This window comes from uncultured Coprobacter sp. (genome assembly GCF_947855755.1).
Classification (GTDB): domain Bacteria; phylum Bacteroidota; class Bacteroidia; order Bacteroidales; family Coprobacteraceae; genus Coprobacter.
This window is the reverse complement of the sequence record NZ_CANUAR010000001.1, coordinates 233,915-258,968: the sequence shown is the minus strand read 5'-3', so window position 1 is coordinate 258,968 and position 25,054 is coordinate 233,915. Positions and strand designations below refer to the sequence as shown.

Sequence of the window (25,054 nt, the reverse complement as noted above, 5' to 3'; positions counted from 1 at the left end):
AGCCTCACTTGGGTAAAGTTCAGTGGTGTATATCCCCCTTTTTTATATTTTATAATATAAAAAATGACAAAGTACCCTCTGAAAACAATTAACATCCGACCTCTTTCCTTGTAGATTTTATTTAGTAAAATTAGTCATTCACACGAAAATATAGAATATGGATAGTGATCGGCCAACTTAAAAACGTATATTTGCAGTAAACAGATTTCTTTTCGGATGAAAAGAGATTGCGATTGCGACGATAAAATGCACTTGTTCAAGTGAAATGTAGGAAATTTTGCAGGGCGACGAGTGCAGAGTAGGCGAAGCAATCCCCCACGATGTAATTATACGTTGTCATGCTTTCTTAGAAGTATGGTATTTGTTCGTATATAAAAATCGGGGGGATATGCCCGCTGACTTTACCGCTTTAAGGCCTCCTACAGCCTCACTTGAGTAATGTTCAGCGTGGTGTATCCCCTTTTCTTTGTGTCCCCGCTAACACAAAAAAACAGGAAAAACACATATACCTGACCACTTATCGTACCTCAATCGCACACATTCGTAAATTCAGATTATTTGCGTCTAAGACCCGACAATAGAAAAATCTGTCGACATTGCGATGATGAGTAATAATGACCCTTTTATCCGTACAAAAGTTATTATTACCTGTAAAAATTTTCAACGAAAATAAAATTGAAAAGGCACACAAATACAACTCCATGAGTGCTTGGAATGGAAATCCAGTCCAATGTCCCTCTTCCTCCGGGAAGAGGGATTTCAAACAAGAACTATGTAAAAACCAATTTCCCCTATGTATGAAAGATTCTGTATCTTATAATTTGATAATGGTATAGACCAACGAAGCTATGCAGACTATATTCTCGTCGTATATTCGGACAGCGATAAAATACATACTGGAGTTATACGGGGAGGAAACTGATAGATATTTATAATGAAGTGTATGCCAATAATAACAGTACACCTTAGAGATTGTTTGAATTTTATACAGATCTTTTTGATAGATTTTTAAATCGTTTTTTATAGCAGCTTTGTTAATAATTCATTTTAAAAAGGATTTATTTAAGAAAAGGATTATCTTTGTATAATAACTTGAAAGATGATTATTATGAAAAAGTATTTAAGTCAGATTATATTATTGATGATGTTCGTACCTGTTTTTGCTCAGGAAAAAAGTAATTCAGGCAGTGGCGAAGTAAAAGTGTTGAACGCTTCGAATTTTACTGCCGAAACGGCAAAAGGTGTTGTTTTGGTAGATTTTTGGGCAACATGGTGTCCTCCATGTCGGCAGATGTCTCCGATTGTCGATGAAATAGCCGGAGAGCTGAAAGGAAAAGCTAAATTCGGAAAGGTCGATGTTGATTCGAATAAAGATTTGGCTACAAGATATCAAATAAGATCGATTCCGACATTTATTCTTTTTAAAAACGGGAAAAAGGTAGATCAGATTGTCGGAGCTGTGGAGAAAAAAGATCTGAAAGATTTTGTATTGAAGCATGTCGATAAGAAGTAAAAAGGTCGAATAATATTTAGCCGGAATCTGTCCGAATTGATAAGTTCGGACAGATTTTGTTTTATGGAGTAGTTTTATTTTATATTATTTGTAATGCGAGGTTTATTTATTGCGTTTGTAGCTTTTTTGCATTCGGTTTCATTGTATGCCGGTGACGGTTCTGTTTCTTCCCCTTTTACGGTAGAAGAAGCATTGTCGAAGAAAAACAACAATATGTTGTGTTATGTAAGTGGTTATATTGTAGGAGAGTATGTTAATTATAGCAATAATAAGCATTTTTATAATATGGCTCCTCCGTTTGAAGGAACATCTACTTATCTGATTGCGGATATGCCTTTTGAATATAGGCTCGAAAAATGTGTGACTGTGCAGTTGGGGGCAACTAATACGGATATTTGTAATTTGGATGAGTATCCTATGTATTGGAACAAAAAATTGCTTTTGCAAGGTAATTTGTCATTATTTCAGACATTATCGGGAATTAAGAATCTCAAAGATTTTGTTTTGCCCGAACAGCCATTGGAGGACGAAACTGTATATTGGAATATTTTTGAAGATTTTGAAGCGAAGGATGGTTATAAGCCTATTTCCGGAAATATGTATGGAGGAGGGGTTTTTTATGGAGAGGATAATGCGATTCCTTGGGTGTTTGAAGGTGCTGCCTTAGGTGAAACGGGAAAAGATGCCAAATGGGGTGGAGCTTCAGCTCATTTGCGATTGACGGAGAGTACGTCAGGTAGTCCCGGATCTATTTGTATGAAGGAGGATAAGTCGAATGGGATCGGTTACATTCGTTTTTGGGCGGCGTTTTATGATACCGATAAAAAAGGACGGATTGCGGTTTATATTTCAGGCGATCAGGGTAAATCTTGGGAGTGTGTGGCTTCCGGACTTACTCCTGAAAAGACACTGAAAGAGTTTCAGGTATTGGTGAATCGTCCCGGAAACTATCGGGTGAAAATTGCTAAATCCGAAAATTCTTCTGATGGTGTTAATATTGATAATATTCGTATTAGCGATTATTTGCGACCGGCCTCTATTATACGCTCTGAGAAAGATGATACTTTTTGCGTGTCGGTAAATGACGGAATATTGTCTTTGAGTTTTACAGATAAAGCCGAAGCTCTCGATATATATACGATAAACGGTTCTTTAGTCTTTTCGATAAAAGACTGTGTAAAAAATATTTCTATACCTCTGCTACCGGGAGCGTATATTATACGAAGCGGGTCATGTATTCGGAAAATTATATTATGATTTTGTAAACCGAATCTTATGAATAGCGTATTGTTTACATTGGGTAGAGGAATCGGGCAAGTAATGTTCCAAAACAATGCTTTGTCCGGAATAATAATGCTATTGGGAATATTTCTCAATTCATGGCAGATGGGATTATTGGCTTTAGCCGGTAATGGCATAGGTACATTGACGGCATATTTATCGGGATATAAACAGGAAGATATAAGAGCTGGATTGTATGGCTTTAACGGTACGTTAGTGGGAATAGCAATAGGAGTATTTATGCAAATTTCGTTGTCATCTGTATTATTGATGGTTATCGCATCTGCTTTTTCTACATGGGTTACCCGGTTGTTCGGTAAACAGAGGTGGTTGCCGGGATTTACAGCTCCGTTTATTATAACAGTGTGGTTGTTATTGGGGATATGTTCACTCTTTCTCCCTTCATTATTGTTGTCGTCGTCTTCTTTTGTTATGGAATATAATCCGGACTTATTCCGTGCGTTCAGCTTGAATATCGGTCAGGTCATGTTTCAGGGAGAGACAATCGTCTCCGGATTGTTTTTTTTAGCAGCGATTTTTATAAATTCTCGTTTAAATGCTTTTTATGTGGTACTGGCGTCTTTATTATCTGTTGTTGTCTCTTTGTTTGCGGGAGTCGAATACTCGGTATTGAATATGGGACTGATGGGATATAACGGTGTGTTGTGCGCAATTGCTCTGGGTGATAAAACATGGAAAGGAGCATTTTATGCAGTATTATCTGTCTTGATATCGATGTTATTACAATTTGTTGGGATGAAATTAGGAATTGTTACGCTAACTGCACCGTTTGTCTTGTCTGTATGGTGTACAATGGGAATCAACAAATTGGCATCCGGAAAAAAGAAGATGAACGTTCTTATTTGATGATGTAAGATTTTTAACTGACGGAAAATTTATGCAGGCTCTTTTTAATGAATAGTCTTCTTTTTAATCGGGAGTTTGGGAAACATTTTTCTGAAACGAACCATATAAGTAGTTATATTTCCTCCTGCGATAATAAGGGTTACCGCCAAAATGATCATTAGTATTCCGCAGCACAATCTTGGAGTCAGAACTTCTCCGAAAACAGTTACTCCGAAAAAAACGGCAGTCAAAGGTTCTAATGCTCCGAGAATAGCAGTCGGAGTAGATCCTATATATTGAACAGCTTGAGTAGTACAGAGGAAGGATATGGCTGTCGGGAAAATAGCCAAAGCTATTAAATTCCCCCAAAGATACCATGTATCGACGGTGAGTAAGCTTTTCCCGAAATCGACACGTACCAGGAACAGAGTCATTCCGAATAATAAAATGTAAAAAGTAAGTTTGAGTGTTGCGACATCTTTTAATACCGACCTGTTGACACCGACGATGTAAGTTGCATAAGAGAGTGCGGAAACCATTACCAAAATTATTCCGGTCGTACTAAGCGTCGATCCGTCACCGGTTTTATAGAGTAATCCGATACCTACTAATGCCAACAAAATGCAAGAAACAGTTAGTAGAGTCAACTTTTCCTTAAATGCGAAAGCCATGATCAGAGCTACCATAATCGGGTAAACAAACAATAATGTCGATGCAATACCGGCTTCCATATAATTGTAGCTTAAAAATAGAGCCAACGAGGAAAGGGCTACTAATAGTCCCATGATGACTAATGGCAATACTTCTTTACGTTTTAGTTTAAAATTGCGTCCTCTTGCCTTGATCATAATCCCTAATACCGGGATGGCGAACAGATATCTGAAAAAAAGAACAGAATCCGGGTTCATCCCTGCTTTGTATAAAGGGAGAGCAAACAAAGGATTCATTCCGTAAGCTGCAGCTGCGATAATACCTAAGATATAACCTTTAGTCTTTGTGTTCATATTTTTATAATTGACTGATCGATCAATCGTTTGCTTTCTTTTTTTTCGTTAATTGTAAATCGTCGGAAAAACGTCTGCAAAGATACGTTATTGTTTTTGGAAAATATTCTTGTTCGCTATACATCTTTCTTTTAATTTTGTATTTAACATAGTAGAATTGAATTATTCGTTGGAAGATGATGAAAGTAGCTCTATTTATCCCTTGCTATATCAATGCAGTATATCCTCAGGTAGGCGTTGCTTCATATAAGTTGCTGAAAAGTTTGGGTATAGATGTAGATTATCCGATAGACCAGACTTGTTGCGGTCAACCGATGGCGAATGCCGGGTTTGAAAATGAAGCAGTCGATTTAGCCCGTCGTTTTGATGAATGTTTTAAAGATTACGATTATATAGTAGGACCTTCGGCAAGTTGTGTCGTATTTGTCCGGGATAATTATGGGCGGCTGTTGCAAAAAGATAAGCATCGTTGCGCCAGTGAAGGTAAGATATATGATATCTGTGAATTTATTCATGATGTGATTAAGCCGACATCTCTGAAAGCGAGGTTTCCTCATAAGGTAAGTATCCAGAACAGCTGTCATGGGGTTCGTTTGATGAATTTGTCGTCTCCGAGTGAATTGAATATCCCATATTTCAGTAAATTGCGGGATTTGTTGTCTTTGGTGGAAGGAGTAGAAATCGTAGAACCGGAACGAAAAGACGAATGTTGTGGTTTTGGCGGGATGTTTGCCATAGAAGAAGATGCCGTATCTGTGCAAATGGGACATGATAAAATAATGCGACATATAGCTACCGGGGCAGAATATATTGTCGGAGCAGACAGTTCGTGTTTAATGCATCAGAACGGTATTATTCTCCGGGAGAAACTACCGATAAAGACATTGCATATCGTTGAAGTTTTAGCAGCAGGATTATGAGTACGAAACATTCTAAGGCGGCAGCAGAGTTTTTGAAAAATAAAAAACAAGCTGCATGGCATGATGAAACTCTTTGGTTGGTAAGAGAAAAACGGGATAAATTGAGTAAGGAAATCCCTGAATGGGAAGAACTGCGTGATATGGCTTGTGCTACCAAGTTGTATAGTAACAGCCATTTGGATGAGCTTTTAGTGGAGTTTGAGGCAAATGCGCAGGCAAATGGCGCTCATGTACATTGGGCGAAGGATGGTGAGGAGTATTGTAACATCGTTTATCGCATCTTGGAACAGCATGGTGTCAGGCATTTTATTAAGAGCAAGTCGATGTTGGCGGAGGAGTGTGAATTGAATCCTTTTCTTGAAAGTAAAGGGATTGAGGTAGTGGAGAGTGACTTGGGTGAGCGTATTTTGCAATTGATGCATCTTAAACCCAGCCATATTGTTCTTCCTGCTATTCATATAAAGAGAGAACAGGTCGGGAAATTATTCGAAAAAGAAATGGGTACGGAAAAAGGAAATTTTGACCCTACTTATTTAACTCATGCTGCCCGGAAGAATCTTCGCCAAAAATTTATTCACGCTGAAGCCGCAATGACCGGATGCAACTTTGCTGTGGCATCTACGGGCGAAGTTGTCGTGTGTACCAATGAGGGAAACGCCGATATGGGAGTTTCTCAGCCTAAATTGCAGATTGCGGCTTTCGGAATAGAGAAAATTGTTCCGGATCGTAAATCTTTAAGTATATTTACCCGGTTATTGGCGCGTTCGGCAACAGGACAACCTATAACGACATATACCTCTCATTATCGTAAGCCGAGAGCAGGAGGGGAGTTTCATATTATATTGGTCGATAATGGCCGTAGTAAGATTCTTGCCGATCAAAATCATATAAAAGCGTTGAATTGTATACGTTGTGGAGCTTGTATGAATACGTGTCCCGTATATCGTAGAAGCGGAGGTTATTCATATACCTATTTTATTCCCGGACCTATCGGCATCAATTTGGGGATGTTGAAAGCCCCATTACGTTATTCAGATAACGTTTCTGCTTGTTCGTTGTGCTATTCGTGTTCGAATGTTTGTCCGGCTAAGGTGGATTTGGCAGAACAAATTTATTTGTGGAGACAAGGTTTGGATAAACTTAATAAGGCTGATCGAATGAAAAAAATAATGTCAGGAGGTATGAAGTTTATAATGAAACGTCCTCTGGTTTTTAATACAGCATTGAGATTGGCCCCGTTATCTAATCGCATGCCCCGTTTTCTTATTTATAATAAATTGAATGCTTGGGGAAATGGTCGTGAGATGCCGGAATTCTCAGAAAAGAGTTTTAATGAAATGTGGAAAAATGGAGATGTGAAGTGATTATGAGCAGTAGAGAAAATGTATTGCAGAATATCCGGAATGCTGTGCATAAAAAATATGAAAAACCGGAATTAGGAGCTTTGAAAAAGCATGCTTTAGTTTATCCGGACGTGATAATGCAATTTCAAAGTATAATAAAACAAGTCGGTGGAGAATCGCACCTGCTGAATAAGGGTGAGGATATTAATGATATAATCATAAAAGCATATCCCGAAGCAAAGCGTATAGCTTCTAATATCAGTGGAATTTCTTGTGCGACATTTAATCCGGATGATGTCGCTGATCCGGCGGATTTGGATGGGACGGATCTTGCAATTGTTTCAGGTAAGATCGGTGTGGCCGAAAATGGAGCTGTCTGGATAGAACAGGATGTAAAGTTGCGAGCTATTTATTTTATTGCGGAAAAGCTCGTTATTTTATTAGATAAGGAGAATATCGTAAATAATATGCACGAGGCATACGAGGAAATCGATACGGGAGAATACGGTTTTGGCGTGTTTATTTCCGGACCGTCTAAAACTGCTGATATAGAGCAAGCATTGGTTATGGGGGCTCATGGTGCACGGGATGTGATGATAATATTGAAATGATACCGTTAATTTAATTTTTTGTAAGTAAAAAATCTTTGATCCTTATTGTTATATGAGTTAGAGCTTGTCGTATATTTATACGTTAGTTAATAGCTATTATAATACATACCTTTGAATAGACGTGGAGCAAGACCGAATGGCTTGTGGTTCAAGAAGCTGTTTCAGACGTTCCGTCTCCTTGCCTTTACATCTGAAATCCAGATAGTTCGTTGGGAGTATACTCATTTTTTATGTAAAAATTTGTTTTTCTGAATAAATTGAGTTATCTTGAGACATGAACTTTAAAAATAAAATTACTATGGAAATGATACCTATCGGAAAAAATGCAGGAATGCTATGGAATCTTTTGGAGAGCGGTTCTGAGTTTTCTGTCAGCCAGCTTATTTCTAAATTAGATATGACACGAGACGATCTTTTTTCTGCTATCGGCTGGTTAGCTCGTGAAGGGAAAATATATTGTCGGAAACAGGATAATGAACTTTTTTTCAGTAACAAATGCATTCAAGGTTATTTTCATTTTGGATAGTCTTAGAGTCTGTCTAAATTTTCCGACAAGAGACATTATCAGGTTATCTTTGTGTTTTTTCTCGATCTGTTTTTAGTTTTTATTTGTGGTAGTCTGCTTCCTTTTTATAGAAACGACAAAACATCCTTGAAAGAATTTTTCAAAACTGACCCAAATGAAATTGAACAGGCTTTCTATATTTAGTATAGTATTTTGTTATCTTAAAATAAAAAGAGTCCAGTCATTAAATGAGTGGACTCTTTTTATAAATCATTTAAAAATTATTCTTCTACTTGAAATTTTCGGCTGACTTTCAGTAAATTGCTGGTGTAAGCTACTACATTTTGAGCTTCTTGTATCATTGTAAGGTATACCATGCTTACTTTCAGACTTCCGGTTTGTCCTTGTATCCGTTTCAGCTCGGCACGTTTTAATTGAGCAAGACTGTTGATCAGATGATTTGCAGTAGATATGGCCTCTTCAAAATTTGTGTAATCATTTTGCAGAATAATATTTCGTGCTTGTTCCAGAAAATCGGTAATACCTTCGGAAATATGTTTAAATTCTTCTTTTTGAGCTTCTTGTAAAGGATTGAAATTGTTGTCGGTATGTTCCAAACAAGGTTCGCATATACGTCCTATGCTATATATGACTTCACTGATGAAATCATTTCCTTGATAATAATACAACCCTTTTTCGATCGCGGTATTATTGTCGAGATGAGCGACTCCTAATGTACCTATTCGCTTTACTTTTTTGATATGGTCTTTTTCATCGTCGATAAGATTCATTGCCTTGCGTAGTCCTCTGTAACTTTCGGACATAAATGAGTTGACTGTTTTGTCAAAAGTTTGTGAGGCAACTTCCAGTATAGCTCCAAGCTCATCTCTGGTATGTTTCCGGAGTAAAGATAAAGCCTCTTGTGTATCATGGCTACTCATCAATTTTTGTACGGTCGGATCTCCTTTTTGTTTTGTAAGCGCTTTTTTATAGACTAATTGGCTGCGAATAAGACTGAATATGGCTAAACCGATAAAAGCTATGATAGCGATTGTTCCGCCAAAGTGTATAATAGTAGTAACAAAGAAGCAGATAAAAAATGCTGCTCCGGCAGTGATAAACCAACCGCCTATTACAGATAGTACTCCGGTAATACGATATACGGCACTTTCACGACTCCAAGCTCTGTCTGCGAGAGAACTACCCATAGCTACCATAAATGCCACATAGGTAGTGGAGAGTGGTAATTTGAGAGCTGTTCCCATTGCTATCAAGAACCCGGCCAATACTAAGTTTACAGAGGCTCTTATTAAGTCGAATGCTGCCCCTTCTGCTAAAATCGCATCGTCTGTATTGAATCGTGCATCTATCCATCGTTTTGTTTTATCTGGAATAATATTGGATAGACTTGAACTGATAGAACTTGACAACCGCACGATAACTCGAGCGACGGGTGAAGTTCCGAAAGCTTCTTCTCCTTCTTCCTGACGTGAGAGATCTACTGATGTTTTTACTACATTGTGAGCTTTTTTTGAAGTAAATAATGCTATAACCATTACAAGTCCGGCAGATACGAGAAAGTACCATGGCGTGTGTGCCGATCCCATAAGAGAAGTCATTAAATATGTGTCGGGATCAGCCCCTGATTGAGAACTGAGATCGATAAATGATGAATATCCGGCGAGGGGAACTCCGATAAAGTTTACCAAATCGTTTCCGGCAAATGCTAAGGCTAATGCAAATGTTCCCACCAGAACAATGACTTTAAATACATTGATATGTATCCATTGGAATATTTGCATGAGTACGGTAGATCCGATAAAACAATAGAGAATTAGAGAGCCGGTATTTTCTTTTATCCATAGTTTGTTTTCGGGAGTCATGAATGATGATTCTTTTAATCCGCTGATCAGTACGAAATAGATGATTGTCGTTATTGCTATTCCACCGAAGATCGCAGCGAAATATTTCATCTGTTTTTTATAATTGAATGTGAATATGAGTCGAGCGATATATTGTACCACAGTCCCGAAAAAGAAAGCAATAGCTACGGAAACGAAAATTGCCAGAATCACGGATAAAGCCTTATCGGTATTCAGCAATTGTCCGAATTCTAAAGAGTGATCACCGGCGATTTTTATGATAGATAATGCAAAAGTTCCACCTAAAAGTTCAAATACCAAAGAAACTGTAGTCGATGTCGGCATTCCCAATGAATTGAACATATCGAGAAGCACGACATCCGTAAGCATGACGGCAATGAGAATACACATGATTTCGGTAAAATAGAAATGTTCCGGTTGGTAGATTCCGTGACGTGCTATATCCATCATTCCGTTGGAGAGGGATGCTCCGACAAAAATCCCGATTGCGGCGATACACATGATTGCTTTGAACGGTGCGGCTTTTGCCCCGATTGCCGAATTTAGGAAATTGACGGCGTCGTTACTTACTCCGACTACTAAGTCGAATATGGCTAATATAAAAAGAAAAATAACGATTCCTAAGTAGAATGTTTCCATATAAGTTCCTTTTTGTACTTTTAACGGACGCAAAGGAATGAAAAAGATGTTACAATAAAGTTACAAAATGAGAAATGTTGACTTTTTGAGGAATTATCTTTGTTTAGGACCTATCTGAATTTTCCAATTTAAGAGCCTGTCGTAAATTTTCCGACAAAAAAATATTATCAGGTTATTTTTGTGTTTTCTTCCGTTCTTTTTTCCCGTTTTCATTCGTCAGATAGTTCGCTATCCTCCTCGTAAAATCAGAAAAACATTCTCGAAAGAAACTCTCAAAACTGACCCGAGTAAGATTTAAACAGGCTCTAAGCTTTTTCTGGTTTTAGAAGTGCTTTAGACCATTCTTCTTCATTAAAACCGGTAAGAACTGTATTTCCGGATATTAGTACCGGACGTTTGACTAACATCCCTTCAGAGGCAAGTATTCGCAAAAGTTCTTCTTGTTGTGTATTTTTAATTTTTTCTTTAAGATTCAGTTCTTTATAGCGTAGGCCGCTTGTATTGAAAAATTTTTGTATTGGTTTTCCGCTTTTTTCTATCCATATCGATAATTCTTGTTGTGTCGGATTATCCGAAACAATATCACGAGTTATTACATCTATATTGTTGCTTTTCAGCCATTGAGCAGCTTTCCTGCATGTCCCGCATTTAGGATATTGTATAAAAAGGGGTTTCATAATTCTTTATAATTAAAAATTGGTATGCTCTTAGAGTCTGTTGAAAATTTTGAATGAGATTCAACCAGTCTTTTCTGGAGCAAATTTACAGAAATATTTTAGGTGAATATGGCAATAAGAAATGTTTTTTCTATTTAGAGAAGTCTGTAAATAAAGTTTTGGTCAGATTTGTTTTTATCATGAAAGCTTGTGTTTTTCGACAATTAATATTTACATTCGCAAGAATGAGCAATTGTAAAAAGTTAATTCCGTGAATACACATATAGAAAGAGAGAATAACCGATATAGAAAGTTGCTGTCTTTGGCACGTATGGGATGGTGGGAAGCTGATTTTAAGAATAGGTCGTATCGTTGTTCTGATTTTTTGATAGATTTATTGGATCTTCAATCTGATATAATCGGTTTTGAAGATTTCGAACTTTTAATAAGAGAAGATTTTCGGGAACGTATTAAAAATGAGTTTTCTTCTATTTTGTTACAAGATGTATATGAGCAGTCCTTCCCGGTTTATTCTAAGTATGGAGTTGTTTGGGTACATTCAAAATTAGGAGAAAAGAGTCTGAATGAGGACGGACATTTATGTGCTTTTGGCTTTTTACAATGTATTGATAATCCTGAGGATATAAAAGAGCGAGGATTATCATTGGAACACGTGAATAATTTGCTATACCAACAAAACTCGATTTCTCGTTTGTTGTTGCAATTTTTTAAATCTGACGATGTAACGGGTGCTATTGATAAAATTTTGGAAGATATTTTGTATCAATTTAAGGGAGGACATGCGTATATAGCCTCATATGATTGGGAAAATAGGGAGTTAAATATTCTTTCGGAATCGGTGAGGGGAAGTTTGGAGGAGAAAAATCGAAATATACGCAAACTTTCTGTCGATAGTATGCCTTGGTGGACACGACAAATTATGAATATGAAGCCCATCGTTTTGTTTAATTTAGATGAACTTCCCGAAGAGGCTGTTTTGGAAAAAAAGAGACTTGGGGCTCGAAATATAAAGTCGTTGATGGCTGTCCCGATGGTTACTGACGATGGTGTGTGGGGATTTATGGGAATCGATATGATCGATGTTTATCGGGATTGGAGTAATGAAGATTATCAGTGGTTTACCTCGATTGCAAATATTGTCAGTTTGTGTCTGGCGTTTCGGATATCAGAAAAGAAGGCGGATATGGAACGACTTTATTTGAAAAACTTGTATAAGCACATGCCAATAGGTTATGTCAGAATGGAGTTGATCAGTGACGATCGGAAAAATGTTATAGATTATAGGATTGTTGATGCGAATGAAGCGGCACTCGAAATTTCCGGGTTAAAAAAAGAAGAGATCGGAATGTTAGCTTCGGAACTCGATGTTACTCCGGTTTCGCGTTTAATAAAGATATTGTCGAGTTTTGACAATATGAATGAACATACGGAGATCGATGTAACGTTTCCGCGAACAGAGAAAATAGGGCATAATATTTTATATTCTCCAGAACCGGGTGTTGCTGTAGTTTTGTTTAGCGATATTACAGAAAGCGTAAAGGCACATGAAGCTCTTGATCGGAGTGCAAAAATTTTACACAATATTTATACGAATATTCCTGTAGGGATAGAGTTGTATGATGAGAACGGTTATTTAGTCGATATGAATAACAAGGATATCGATATTTTCGGGTTGAAAAGTAAAAGGTCGGCATTGGGAATTAATATTTTTGAGAATCCGAATATTTCTGATGCGATTAAAGATAAGCTGAAACGTCAGGAAGCGGTATCTTTTCGCTTTAATTATCCGTTTAAAGCAGTTGAGAATTATTATCCGACAGATAAGAAGGGATATATCGATCTTTATACGAAAGTGAGTATTTTATATGATAATCGGGGAAAGTTTTCTAATTACTTATTTATTAATATCGATAATACCGAGATAAATAAGGCTTATAGCCGTATTGCAGAATTTGAATCGTCGTTTTCATTAATTAGTAGGTTTGGGAAAATAGGATACTGCAAATTTGACGTGATTTCCTGTACAGGTTATGGGATTACTCAATGGTTTAATAATTTAGGAGAAAATGAGTCTACACCTTTGAATCAGATAATTGGCGTTTATCGACATGTGCATGAAGAAGATCGTCGGGCATTGTTTGATTATACTGTACAATTGAAGAATAATGAAATAGATAGTTTTAGTAAAGAACTCCGTGTTCGCAATGGAGATGGATGGAAATGGACACGGGTAAACGTTATGCGTGACGTAATGAATAATACTCCCGGTAAATTGGAACTTATCTGCGTTAATTATGATATTACGGAACTTAAAGAAACCGAACGCAAATTAATAAAGGCCCGGGATAAGGCAGAAGAAAGCGGTCGCCTGAAATCTGCTTTTTTAGCGAATATGAGTCACGAGATACGAACTCCACTGAATGCGATAGTCGGTTTTTCTGAGTTGTTGATGAATGCCAATTCTTCGGAAGAAAAGTGGGAATTTATGAATATCGTAAAAGAGAATAATGAATTGTTACTGCAATTAATCTCTGATATTCTTGATATATCGAAGATTGAGGCCGGTACATTCGATTTTGTCGTAGGACAGGTAAATGTCAATCTTTTATGCGAGGAAATTGTTCGTTCATTGCAAATGAAAGTTTCTCCTGATGTGCGTCTTCTTTTTGAAAAACCATCTGTCGATCCTATAATTCCCGGAGATAAAAATCGTATCAATCAGATTATTACTAACTTTGTGAATAATGCGATCAAATTTACCAAAAAAGGATTTATACGTGTAGGTTATAAGGTGCATGATAAAGAATTGGAATTTTATGTCAGTGATACGGGAGTTGGAATCGAGCCTGATAAACTTGGTACTATTTTTGACCGTTTTATAAAACTTAATAATTTTGTTCATGGGACAGGACTCGGTCTTTCTATCTGTAAAAGTTTGGTCGAGCAAATGGGCGGAAGAATAGGGGTAGAGTCGAAACCGGGAATCGGTTCTCGATTTTGGTTTACTTATCCGTTGAATGAAAATTTTGTTTGTGATAATATGCGTGAAGAATCGAAACCGGTTCTGTCGGAGGAAGAAGTGTCGCAGAAAGGGAATAGAAAACCATTGATTCTGGTTGCGGAAGATACGGATAGTAATTTTCTGCTGATTTCTATCATTTTGAAAAAGGAATATGAGATTATTAGGGCTATAAATGGTTTTGAGGTAATGAGGCTCGAAGAAATACATAGACCTGACATAATCCTCATGGACATACGTATGCCCGAGATGGATGGTATAGAAGCTACATATAAATTGCGGGATAAGGGTGTGGACACTCCGATAATTGCTGTTACGGCTTTTGCTTTTGATCAGGATCGAAACCGTATCCTCGAAGCCGGATGTGATGATTATATCAGTAAGCCGATTTTTTCAGCAATATTAAAAGAACGAATACGATATTGGTTAAATGAAAGAGGAAAATTGTAAAGGAAAAAAAGTATTCCAAAAGGTTATCGTTAGCTTTCGGAATACTTGTTTAAGAGAGTGTTGAGAGTTTCTTTCGAGGACGTTTTTCTATTTTTATCAGGCTATTTGAGGAGTGAAAATTGGAAAACAAGCCGGAAGAAAACATAAAGATGACCTGATAATGTTTTCTTATCGGAGAATTTAGATAGCCCCTTAGACTGTTCAGTTTTTTTCTTGGAATTTTTATTTTTTTGCCCATTCTAAGATTATCGGGCTGTTAACCTTTACGCCGAATTTTTCAGCCTTAAGTAAAATATTCCGGGCAAGTTCCGCCTTTTCCGTGTCGGGAGCATATCTGAAATAAGCTTCAGCTGCTCTTACGTGAGCTGCGTCGGGCATAGGGAAGGCACGTTGTTGAGGAAGTCCGAATTCTGAATTGTCGAGTTCTCTCCGTTCGGTAGTATCGAGTTTGTCAGATGCAGTCATTTTTTATTATTTGTTTTGTTTTACCTTCAATTAAAAACTCTGTTTTTTCTTTAGCTTCTTCCGGAGTCAAGAATCCCGGGATAAAGAGTGGTTTCCCGGTTAGGGGTATGAACATGGTCGTCGGAGATGTTTGAATATCGTATATTTGTGCTACTTGAGGGTCTCGGTCGATCAATACTTGGTAGAAATTAACTTGAGGAAATAGTTTTTTCAAGGGATCGTAAACGTCCCGTAGTCCTTTTTCATATAAATGAACCGAGTCGTGAAAAACGATAACGGCCGGATTTATGCCTCTGTATATCCATTCTGAGCCGTGAGTAAAATCAGCTATTTCTTTTATAAAACGAGCTTTCGATAAATGTTCTAACATATTTATTGAGTTTTAAGTTTATAGGAGTAGAACACTTGTCGCATCTTGAAAGATTTTTATTTCTCTTTTTTTTAACGTATCATTCAGAAATATGTGTATATATATTTATATTTGTGGCAAATTCTATATCCCAATTCCCGAATTTATTATGCAAAATTTGATCAGAAAGTTCAGTATATTTATTCGTAAACCTTTTTTTAGTGATTACCGGACAGTTTTCGGATTGTGGATGCTGTTGGCGGTGATAGCATGGGTGATGAAATATTTTCATCATTCGTACAATAATTTTATGATTTTCCGGCAAACTTTTTGGCATGCTCTTTCACGTTTGTCTTTGTATGCAGAATATCCTGCTGAGTATTTCGACCACAATCATTATGGTCCTTTTTTTACATTATTTGTCGCTCCGTTCGCATTTACACCGGTATGGTTAGGTTTACTCAGTTGGCTGTTGTTTTTGTCGTTTTCGTTATACGTTGCGACTCGTACTTTACCGCTTGAAAAGAAAAAATTGATATTTATATATTGGTTTTGTGCTCATGAGCTGTTGACGGCATTGTTTATGTCTCAGTTTAATATCGGCATTGCCGCTATTATTATATTGTCATTCGCTTTGATAGAAAAAGAAAAAGATATTTGGGCGACTTTGCTTATCGTTATCGGATTATTCATAAAGCTGTACGGAGTTGTCGGATTGGCGTTTTTCTTTTTCTCCCGTCATAAGTTCAAGTTTATCATCTCATTTATCGGTTGGTCTGTTTTTCTTCTGGTGTTGCCGATGTGGGTATGGGGTACTGATTATGTATTGAATCAATATGTAGAATGGTTTGTCAGATTATCTGCTAAAAATCAAGATAATCAGTTCGCTTTGATGCAGAATATATCATTGTTGGGAATGATCCGAAAAATATCCGGTATAGCAACGTATTCCGATTTATATCCGATATGCGTCGGTTTGTTGTTGTTCGGATTACCTTATTTGCGGATAAAACAATACCAAAATCCGGCTTTTCGATTGACTTTATTGGCATCTGTCCTGATGTTTGTTGTTCTTTTTAGCACGGGTAGTGAGTCCAGTACTTATATTATAGCATTTATGGGGGTCGCTATTTGGTATGTAGCAGCACCTTGGAAGAGAAGTCGAACAGATGTTGCCTTGATGGTTTTTGCATTTATTCTGACCAGTATGTCTCCTTCGGATCTTTTTCCGGCTTATTTGCGCAGACACTATATTACTCCTTATGCATTAAAAGCTTTACCGTGTGTTATAATTTGGTTCAAACTGGTGTATGAAATGTGTTTTAGAGATTATGCTTTGCCTAAGTATGATACGAAGAGTATGCTCCAAAAGTAAAAGCTATATTATTATATAATGCCAATTGTTCGAATGTTTTTAATCATTAAAATTAACCATGAATACGCATATTCTTAAACCGTCTGAGCGACTTAAGGTAGTAGATTCTTTGCGAGGATTTGCATTGTTGGCAATTGTATTATTACATAATCTGGAACATTATAATTTGTATTGTATTCCTGATTTTTATCCCGAATGGTTACAAGCCGTAGATAAGTTTTTCTGGGATGCGATGTTTTTCTTATTTGCGGGGAAAGCGTATGCGACATTTTCATTATTGTTCGGGTTTAGTTTCTATATTCAGTTTAATAATGCCCGGAAAAAAGGAATCGATTTTCGGGGGCGTTTTGCATGGAGAATGTTCCTTTTATTCTTGTTTTCACAATTTCATGCGTTGTTTTATAATGGCGATATTCTTTTGTTATATGCAGTAGTCGGTCTTGTTTTGATACCTGTATGTAAATTAGGTGATAGAATTGTTTTAGCTATTGCTCTATTTCTCCTTTTGCAGCCCTATGAGTGGGGACGTATGATGTACGCCGCATTTAATCCTGATTATGCAATTACGAATAGATATGTTCCTTATGCTATATTATCGGGACAAGTTACAAGTCAGGGAACTTTCTGGGAAGTACTTTGTTCGAATGTCTGGACAGGACAACTGTACAGTAATATCTGGCAGGTGGAAGCCGGGCGATTATTCCAGACTGCAGGATTATTCATGCTCGGAATGCTGTTAGGGCGCAGACGATATTTCGAGAAAAGCGATGCTTCTTGTCGTGTATGGCATCGGATTTTGAAGTTGGGAATTATTGTATTTATTCCGTTATATGTTTTGAGAATCTTTGTTCCGGATTATATAGAAAATTCGTCAGTAAGGATTCCTTACTCTATTATAATTCAGTCATTGTCTAATTTTGTTTTTATGGCAGTTCTCATATCGGCATTTACATTGCTTTGGTTTAAAAAAGAATCGGGCTGTAAATGGCAAAACTTTATAATACCCTATGGTCGAATGAGCCTGACAAATTATATTACGCAGTCTATTATCGGGGTAACGATTTATTATGGTTATGGTTTATGCCTATATAAAAGTACAGGAGCTATTGTGACATTATTGATTGGTCTCGCAATTTTTATAATTCAGTTGTTATTTAGTCGTTGGTGGTTGAGTAGGCATAAACAAGGTCCGTTTGAATATATATGGCGTAAGGCGACTTGGATGGGATATAAACATTATTGATATTGTTAATGATAAACGTAAGAGAAATATATTTAGAACTTATCTAAGTTTTCCAGTAATAAAAAAATACGATCCAGGTCATCTTTGCGTTTTCTTCCGTTCTTTTTCCCCATTTTCCCTCGTCGGATAGCCTGCTGTCATCCTCGTGAAAACGATAAAATATCCCCGAAAGAAACTCTCAAAACTGACCCGAGTAAAATTTAGATAGTCTCTCAGGCATCACTTCTTTGGATATTTTATGTTAAAGAATAAGTAGATAGTATAAATAGTTGTTTTTATCAACTATTTATAGTAAGAATATAGTTCTTTTTTCAGAATAAATGTCGTTCTTTGACAAATCAACAAAATAAGTTTATTTTAATCTTCATTTTCTGAGTGAGTTCTCATTATACTACGTATTGAGTTTTTTTGGCAAACGCAGGCTATATAAACTTTTCTTGTTTTAAACACAGTATTATTAAAAGAAAGAATTTATTATGAAATCTTTTTATATAGGAAATCTAAAGATAGATTTACCTATAATTCAAGGGGGGATGGGAGTCGGAATTTCCTTATCCGGTTTAGCCTCGGCAGTAGCCAATGAAGGAGGGGTTGGTGTCATCTCATGTGCGGGACTCGGTTTATTATATCCTAAGTTATCGTCCGACTATTTGAGAAACAGTATTTGGGGATTAAAAGAAGAGCTTCGTAAGGCTAAAGAAAAGACCAATGGGGTAATAGGTGTCAATATTATGGTGGCATTAAGTAACTTTTCGGATATGGTAAAGACCGCTATTTCTGAAAAGGTCGACATCATATTTTCTGGTGCTGGTTTGCCGTTAGATTTACCCTCTTATTTAAGAAAAGGTAGTAAAACGAAATTAGTACCTATCGTCTCCTCGTCACGAGCTGCAAAACTGATTTGTGAGAAGTGGAAAAATAATTACGATTATCTTCCGGATGCAATTGTTGTAGAAGGCCCTAAAGCCGGAGGACATCTGGGATACAAAGACGATCAAATTGAAAATGAGCATTTTTCATTGGAACATATTATCCCGGAAGTTATCGAGGTAATAAAAGCCTATGAAAAATCTGGGCACTGTAAAATTCCGGTTATTGCTGCCGGAGGGCTTTACACGGGAGGAGATATTTATCGTCTTATGCAGTTGGGAGCTACTGGAGTCCAGTTGGGGAGTAAATTTGTGACGACAGAAGAGTGCGATGCTTCTCCAGTTTTCAAACAAACATATATTGATGCCGAACAGAGTGATATTGAAATCATTGCCAGCCCGGTAGGAATGCCGGGACGTGCAATATCGGGAGAGTTTACTCGGAAAATAAAATCAGGAAGTGAAAAGCCTCGACGTTGTGCGTTTCATTGTATCAAAACATGTGACTATACCAAAAGTCCTTATTGTATAATAAAAGCGCTTTATAATGCAGCAAAGGGAAATATGCAAAAAGGATATGCTTTTGCTGGGGCAAACGCATTTCTGTCGCAGAAGATTGTGAGTGTACGAGAAACTATCGAGACCCTTAAAAAAGAGTTTATCCAGGCGGAGGAATCTGTTAAATAAGGGAGTTTTCTGACATGTAAAATTTTTGTGACCGTTCAGGGTAATATTGATATATTATTTTTGAACGGTTTTTTTGTAAAATGAGGTAGATGATTGTACGGGAAAATCCTAATAAAATGTTAAACGGATTCTAAATTTTTATTCAGATATTTATTAAAGAACATATCCTTTCTCGAAAAATTATTATCTTTGGAAATATTAAAAGGTGTCATGTAAATAAAAATTTCCGGTAAATGAGAAACACAGCATTTAAAATAGCATAAAGTCAAAAGAGGAACTTTACAGAAAATGAAGTTATTATAATATTTTGATCGAACACTTCTCACAATAAAACACACGATGTCTATGAAAACAAAGAATTGGGGTAAGGTTTACCTGATAATACTACTTGCATGGATTCCGTTTTTCGGGAGTGCAAAGAGGAATGTTACCATTTATCCGATGCCGAGAGGAGAAAAAATCAGTACAGAATATGCTGTTTCTGTTGCTGGTCGGGATGTCCCGGTTTATATTGCTAAAGTCGCACCTTTGGATAAACAAAAACGATGGGATGCAATGGATAAGCGTCAATGCGGAGAGGGATATTATGATATTGCTTCTTTTGCTTATTTTGATTTGAATAAAGGAAAGGTTAAAGTAACTGTTACAGTTCCGGAACAGATAGATTCGGTGAGGATATTACCTTCTTCTTACGGTATAAAACCGGATATTAAAGGAAATAAGTTCTCTTTTACGGTATCCTCGCCGCAAAATCTGACGATAGAAGTAAATGGAGAATGGATTCGTTCTTTGCATTTATTTGTAAACGGACCAGAACAGAATATTCCTGATCCGAACGATCCGAATGTTATTTTTTATGGACCGGGAATTCATGAAATTACTCATGTCGAGGTAGGAGATAATAAGACGGTATATGTTGCCGGAGGGGCAATCGTTCGCTTGACGATAGGGGAGGATGAGCCTTTTCATGTTTCAAAGTTCGGATTAAGGGGATATTCGAAGGCTTTTTGGTTGAAAGGAAATAATATAACTTTTCGGGGGCGTGGTATTTTAGATGCAAGTGCGTGTACGGTACATTCCCGTCACATGATCGGGGTACGTGGAGAAAATATCCGCCTTGAGGGAGTTATTCTCCGAGATGCACCTTTGTGGACAGTTCCGGTCGATTATTCTAAAAATGTGGTGATAGATAATATTAAGTTATTGGGGCGGCGGGCAAATTCAGATGGTATAGATATTTGTAGCAGTGAAAATGTCTTAATTAAAAATTGCTTTATCCGTACTTTGGATGATTTGATTGTTTTGAAAACACCGAGAGGCATGAAAGATATGAAACATATAAGAGTTGAAAAATGTGTGTTATGGAATCAAATGGCTCATTCTCTAAGTATCGGGGCTGAAATTACACAGCCGATAGATGATGTTTTGTTTACCGATTGCGATATAATTCATGATATCGGAAGGGAGTGGGCTTTGCGAGTTTACCATACAGATAAGGCTTTGGTTACGAATGTACGTTTTGAGAATATTCGTATTGAAGAATGCAATAGGTTGATGTCTGTTTGGATAGGAAAAGATGTGTGGACGACAGATCCTGAACCGGGTAGAATCGAAGGTGTTACATTTCGTAATATAACAGCATTTGGTAAAACTCCGAATGTGGAGGTTGTCGGTTTTGATGAGGCACATAAGGTAAAGAATATTCTTTTTGAGAATATCCGTGTGAATGGTCGGTCGTTGATTAAGAATAATGTGTCGGTCAATAAATATTCTGATAATGTCATGGTTAAATAAGGCATGAAATCTGATAGGTGAAAAACGGGAAAAGTGGCCGGTCGGAAGGTAGCGCAAAAATGATCTCTTACTTTTTTATTGGGATTCATATTGTCCGTTCATTTTTTATCTTGTGATAGAGTTTTCAGGAATTTTATTTTTCTAATGATAATTTGATACATTTGCAAAATATTTGAGGTAAATATGTTTATAAAGGTGTAATATAATGGAAGAAAAGAACAAAGGGACTAAGAAACCGAAAAGGAATGGCACTCGACCGGCCAAAAACAGTGGTAAAAGAATCGGGAAATCCCGTCCGGAAAAAGCGGATAATGCGCGTAACCGAATATTAAAACAGGCTTGAATTTTCAAGCCTGTTTTAATATTCGGTCGATGTTGAGTCATTGTTATTCATTCGCATGAATGATTTGAGAGAAAGGAATATTGTATTCTACTCCTAATAATGAATGATATTCTTTGCAGAAATTATCGTATGTGTTTTTTGCTATTCCTTTTTTCCCACTGTTATATAGTAGAGTACATTTAACTTGTAATGCTTCTTCGTTTAGTATATCGTGAGAAAATATGGTCTCTGCAATTTGTAGCCTGAATTTATCATTGTGCAGGAACTCTTCTTTCTTTAGAAGTTCATTTAATAAATCGATAGTTGCACAAGAATAATCGCTTTTAAAATTATCTAACCAGTCAAATTGTGTATTAGGAAGTAGTGGCCCGTAAAATAGTAATTCGAGTAAATCGTAGAAAAAAGATTCTTCTTTGTGCTGACTGTTAGTAGCTTCTTGAATGTATTGAAGAGCCATTTGATAATCACAGTATGCAGGATTATCGCTTTCTATTTTCCAGAAATTATTATCTTGCACGATACGTACATTTCCGATTCTTTCTAATAATGACCTTAATTTACTTAGTGAGACGTTTCGGTTGTTTTGTGCAGATTTTTCGCTTTTGTCCCCCCATAAAGTCTCGTCTATTTTTTTGTTGGTAATACCTCGTTCGTCTTTTTGGCTATGCAATAAAATTAATAGCAATAGAGATTTTAGGATGGGAGTGAAACTTCCTGATATATCATTACCTTCTTTATCTTTAACTTGGAATTTTCCTAATAAACGAATGCAGGAATGGGCTGAATCGAAGATGGGCTTGCGTTTAATTTCTTCTTGATCGGTAGAAACAGAAGGTAAAGAGGTTTCCGGTTTGATAATCGGGGCTTTTGTTTCTGAAGAATTATTTTTTCTTTTGAAGAAAATAAATGCAATACTTATCAAGACGATTACGATCCCGAGAAGCGTGTACAATATCTTCGGTTCAGATTTTTCTTGTAAAGTATCGACATAAGATAATGTCGGATAGTGGATGGAATAAATATCGAATAGAGATGTCGAGTCTTTATATTGCTTGCAGAATAATGCATATATTTTTTGTTGTTCAGGGAATTGATACAGAGTGTAATTGGTTCGTTCGTCAGCCTTTAAATCTACATTGATATCATCTGAAACCCGTTCCAATCCGGGTTTGTCTATTCTTATTTTTACAAGATAAGGTTTAGGATTGATAATAAGAACATAGAAACTATTATCAGACGGGCTGTAAATCATATTTCTTCCCGGGAAAATATTTACGGTGTCGGGCATTTCGATATCCCATAGTTTCTCTGTTTTAAAAGTTTGTAAATTTATTTTATACAGGTCATAATAGTTGTGCGGAGACATTTCTTGACGACCCGATTTGCATCCTCTTCCTCCGAATATATATAGGTTATTATTGACTACGGCCGATGTTGTAAAAAATCGGGGATCGATGTCTTCGATTTTAATTTTTTCCCATTCTCCAGTATATGGCTTTATTTTGAATAAATCGTTTTTATATATATAATGTCCATATCCTCCGAAGGTAATTATAGAAGTATCCGTCGGATTATAAGTTTGAGTATGATCATAATATTGCATATCTACTTCGGGGACGGATTTGTTTTCCCATTCGTTGGTTGCCGGCAGATATCGGGATAATGTTTTGTTATTGAGATCGAAAGATATAAGTTCTTGGGTATCGGGAATATAAAATAATCCGTCATTCTTGTCTCCGGCAGGGTATCCCGATATATCTTTTATAATTCTTTCTGTTCTTGTAACTACATTATAAGTATAAAGGGTCTGTAAATTTTGATTAGATAAAAAATAAAATATTCCGTGAATTGGATCAAAATCGAATTGTGGCTCGTCTTTCTGCTTGATACTGAATACTTTTTCCCATTTACTATGCGTGTTAATGAGCCAAATAGGATTATCGGCATGAGCAGGTATATGTCTTATTGAATCTAAACAAAAGCTTTCTTGATGTTTTCCTAATTGCCAATAACGGATTAGTTTATTTCCTTCATATACTCGTATGTTTTTTATATTTATAGGTGCAGCTTCTGGAGATTTATATTTAGGGATTCTACAAGCTCCGAAACTGACTTGAAAATTATGTATGCTAGAGAAAGAGTGTTCAAAACTCTTCTTTTGAGAACCGAAAGTAAGTTCTATTTGCTCATTCTCCGGCAATAGTGAAATTTTTACAGGAATCCATCTGTTATGTTCTATCGTAGCGATATTATATCTTTTTTCATTGATTAATAAAGAGACATACACATGTTCTCCGTTACTGGGGGAAATTAAAAGATCGATATTTTCACCGGTATTGGTGATGATGCGGTCTATGAAACCGAAAAGAATAGGTTCTTTACGAATATAAAGGTCGAAAGATAAAGATGCCCCCTTGGGCGATAGTTGAAATGGCTTTCCGTCATTCAGAATGAGTCCGGTTCGTTGCGCTCCGGTATATTGGTTTGATTTAATATATAGACCCAAATTCAGATCTTCTGCATGGAGCGATACTGCGATAAGAAAAAAGAAGAATATAAATAAACGATTCATTTATTATTTTTTTATGCACTTCAAGTTTTAGACAGACTAACTATCATGCAAAGAAACGAAAAAAAAACGGCATTTTTATTTATTTGATGTAAATAATGCTTTTTTTGTATTTCTACTTGCTTTTTGTCTTAAAATCAGGTATATATAGAATATATAATTGATAGCTTCCTATTAAAAGATAGTTTAGTATTGATTTTAAGGTGAGCAAATTATAGTAAAAACTCAGACAGGCTCTAAGTAGATTATAAAATCTTTTATTCAAGAATATTGAGAATATTTTGATTATGCTTTAAAGTTTTTTATAGTTTGTATGAAAAGGGGGCATTTTGTCGAGAAAGTGTATATTAATGAACAATTAATATTTTATTTGGATGATCGAAAATAAAAATGAACGTGTTGTCTTTTTGTATGTTTTTAGACAATCATAAAAAAATGAAAAAACAAAAAATTCTTTCGTTTAATTTGAATTTTAGGTTCAAATTAATCTGTTATTACTCAAATTTTAAGACAGATATTTTATTTTTGTCTTGAATTTAGAATTTGTTTGAATCTTTGTTCAGAATTATTTTGAAAATATTTTTCTGATTTTATGAGATAATAGGCTGTAAAGACGGTGTAGGGTTGAGAAAAACAGCCCCAAAAGAGGTTCGAAAAATCTGAATATAT

The 25,054-nt window shown here is 36.3% G+C and carries 19 protein-coding genes; 13 read left to right on the top strand and 6 right to left on the bottom strand.

Annotation, left to right across the window (positions count from 1 at the left end; all coding sequences use genetic code 11):
* The first annotated feature begins 1,108 nt into the window (after positions 1-1,108).
* The 3 genes from trxA to Q0093_RS00955 all read left to right on the top strand — a co-directional run bounded on the left by trxA (position 1,109) and on the right by Q0093_RS00955 (position 3,661).
* On the top strand, positions 1,109-1,513 hold the full coding sequence (trxA, locus tag Q0093_RS00965; protein ID WP_294176810.1) for a thioredoxin: 405 nt from the start codon (positions 1,109-1,111) through the stop codon (positions 1,511-1,513).
* A gap of 93 nt (positions 1,514-1,606) precedes the next feature.
* Positions 1,607-2,770 (top strand): DUF6359 domain-containing protein, encoded by a 1,164-nt coding sequence (locus Q0093_RS00960; RefSeq protein ID WP_297928123.1) that lies wholly within the window; start codon positions 1,607-1,609, stop codon positions 2,768-2,770.
* Positions 2,771-2,788: 18 nt separating this feature from the next.
* Positions 2,789-3,661: an urea transporter gene (locus Q0093_RS00955; RefSeq protein ID WP_297928121.1), complete on the top strand. Its 873-nt coding sequence runs from the start codon at positions 2,789-2,791 to the stop codon at positions 3,659-3,661.
* A 44-nt stretch (positions 3,662-3,705) separates the two neighbouring features.
* Here the strand turns inward: Q0093_RS00955 and Q0093_RS00950 are convergent, their stop codons facing one another.
* Positions 3,706-4,644, bottom strand: coding sequence for a DMT family transporter (locus Q0093_RS00950; protein WP_294176813.1), 939 nt, complete (start codon positions 4,642-4,644; stop codon positions 3,706-3,708).
* A 179-nt stretch (positions 4,645-4,823) separates the two neighbouring features.
* Between Q0093_RS00950 and Q0093_RS00945 the strand changes: the two genes are divergently transcribed.
* The 4 genes from Q0093_RS00945 (at position 4,824) to Q0093_RS00930 (ending at position 8,044) form a co-directional block, all read left to right on the top strand.
* A complete protein-coding gene (locus Q0093_RS00945; protein WP_294176900.1) occupies positions 4,824-5,564 on the top strand; it encodes a (Fe-S)-binding protein in 741 nt (246 codons plus the stop codon).
* Positions 5,561-6,928 (top strand): lactate utilization protein B, encoded by a 1,368-nt coding sequence (locus Q0093_RS00940; protein WP_297928119.1) that lies wholly within the window; start codon positions 5,561-5,563, stop codon positions 6,926-6,928. Before Q0093_RS00945 ends, Q0093_RS00940 begins: the two co-directional genes overlap by 4 nt.
* 2 nt (positions 6,929-6,930) lie before the next feature.
* The gene (locus Q0093_RS00935) at positions 6,931-7,518 is read left to right on the top strand and encodes an LUD domain-containing protein (protein WP_297928229.1); all 588 of its coding nucleotides are present in this window, start codon (positions 6,931-6,933) and stop codon (positions 7,516-7,518) included.
* 298 nt (positions 7,519-7,816) lie between these two features.
* A complete protein-coding gene (locus Q0093_RS00930) occupies positions 7,817-8,044 on the top strand; it encodes a winged helix-turn-helix domain-containing protein (RefSeq protein ID WP_297302802.1) in 228 nt (75 codons plus the stop codon).
* Between the two features lie 260 nt (positions 8,045-8,304).
* Here the strand turns inward: Q0093_RS00930 and Q0093_RS00925 are convergent, their stop codons facing one another.
* Together Q0093_RS00925 and Q0093_RS00920 are read right to left on the bottom strand one after the other, a co-directional pair.
* Positions 8,305-10,545, bottom strand: coding sequence for an inorganic phosphate transporter (locus Q0093_RS00925; RefSeq protein ID WP_294176816.1), 2,241 nt, complete (start codon positions 10,543-10,545; stop codon positions 8,305-8,307).
* A 305-nt stretch (positions 10,546-10,850) separates the two neighbouring features.
* Positions 10,851-11,222: an arsenate reductase family protein gene (locus tag Q0093_RS00920; RefSeq protein ID WP_297928117.1), complete on the bottom strand. Its 372-nt coding sequence runs from the start codon at positions 11,220-11,222 to the stop codon at positions 10,851-10,853.
* A gap of 250 nt (positions 11,223-11,472) precedes the next feature.
* Between Q0093_RS00920 and Q0093_RS00915 the strand changes: the two genes are divergently transcribed.
* Positions 11,473-14,691, top strand: a complete 3,219-nt coding sequence (locus Q0093_RS00915; protein ID WP_297928115.1) for an ATP-binding protein — start codon at positions 11,473-11,475, stop codon at positions 14,689-14,691.
* A 222-nt stretch (positions 14,692-14,913) separates the two neighbouring features.
* On the opposite strand, the gene Q0093_RS00910 is transcribed toward Q0093_RS00915, so the two are convergent.
* Both Q0093_RS00910 and Q0093_RS00905 read right to left on the bottom strand, forming a co-directional pair.
* Positions 14,914-15,156 (bottom strand): DUF6582 domain-containing protein, encoded by a 243-nt coding sequence (locus Q0093_RS00910; RefSeq protein ID WP_294176819.1) that lies wholly within the window; start codon positions 15,154-15,156, stop codon positions 14,914-14,916.
* Entirely contained in the window at positions 15,143-15,526 is a 384-nt protein-coding gene (locus Q0093_RS00905) for a hypothetical protein (RefSeq protein WP_294176820.1), read from the bottom strand. Before Q0093_RS00905 ends, Q0093_RS00910 begins: the two co-directional genes overlap by 14 nt.
* Positions 15,527-15,674: 148 nt before the next feature.
* On the opposite strand from Q0093_RS00905, the gene Q0093_RS00900 reads away from it, so the two are divergent.
* From Q0093_RS00900 to Q0093_RS00880, 5 genes are all read left to right on the top strand, one after another.
* On the top strand, positions 15,675-16,880 hold the full coding sequence (locus Q0093_RS00900; protein WP_297928112.1) for a glycosyltransferase family 87 protein: 1,206 nt from the start codon (positions 15,675-15,677) through the stop codon (positions 16,878-16,880).
* Positions 16,881-16,938: 58 nt separating this feature from the next.
* Complete coding sequence (locus Q0093_RS00895; RefSeq protein ID WP_297928110.1) at positions 16,939-18,123, top strand: DUF418 domain-containing protein; 1,185 nt, start codon at positions 16,939-16,941, stop codon at positions 18,121-18,123.
* A 476-nt stretch (positions 18,124-18,599) separates the two neighbouring features.
* A complete protein-coding gene (locus Q0093_RS00890; RefSeq protein ID WP_294176823.1) occupies positions 18,600-19,679 on the top strand; it encodes a nitronate monooxygenase in 1,080 nt (359 codons plus the stop codon).
* Between the two features lie 345 nt (positions 19,680-20,024).
* Complete coding sequence (locus Q0093_RS00885) at positions 20,025-21,473, top strand: glycosyl hydrolase family 28 protein (RefSeq protein WP_297928108.1); 1,449 nt, start codon at positions 20,025-20,027, stop codon at positions 21,471-21,473.
* A 205-nt stretch (positions 21,474-21,678) separates the two neighbouring features.
* The gene (locus Q0093_RS00880) at positions 21,679-21,816 is read left to right on the top strand and encodes a hypothetical protein (protein ID WP_297928107.1); all 138 of its coding nucleotides are present in this window, start codon (positions 21,679-21,681) and stop codon (positions 21,814-21,816) included.
* 43 nt (positions 21,817-21,859) lie between these two features.
* Here the strand turns inward: Q0093_RS00880 and Q0093_RS00875 are convergent, their stop codons facing one another.
* Positions 21,860-24,388 carry a hypothetical protein gene (locus tag Q0093_RS00875; protein WP_297928105.1) on the bottom strand — a complete coding sequence of 843 codons (2,529 nt, stop codon included), beginning with the start codon at positions 24,386-24,388 and terminating at the stop codon, positions 21,860-21,862.
* Positions 24,389-25,054 lie beyond the last annotated feature (666 nt).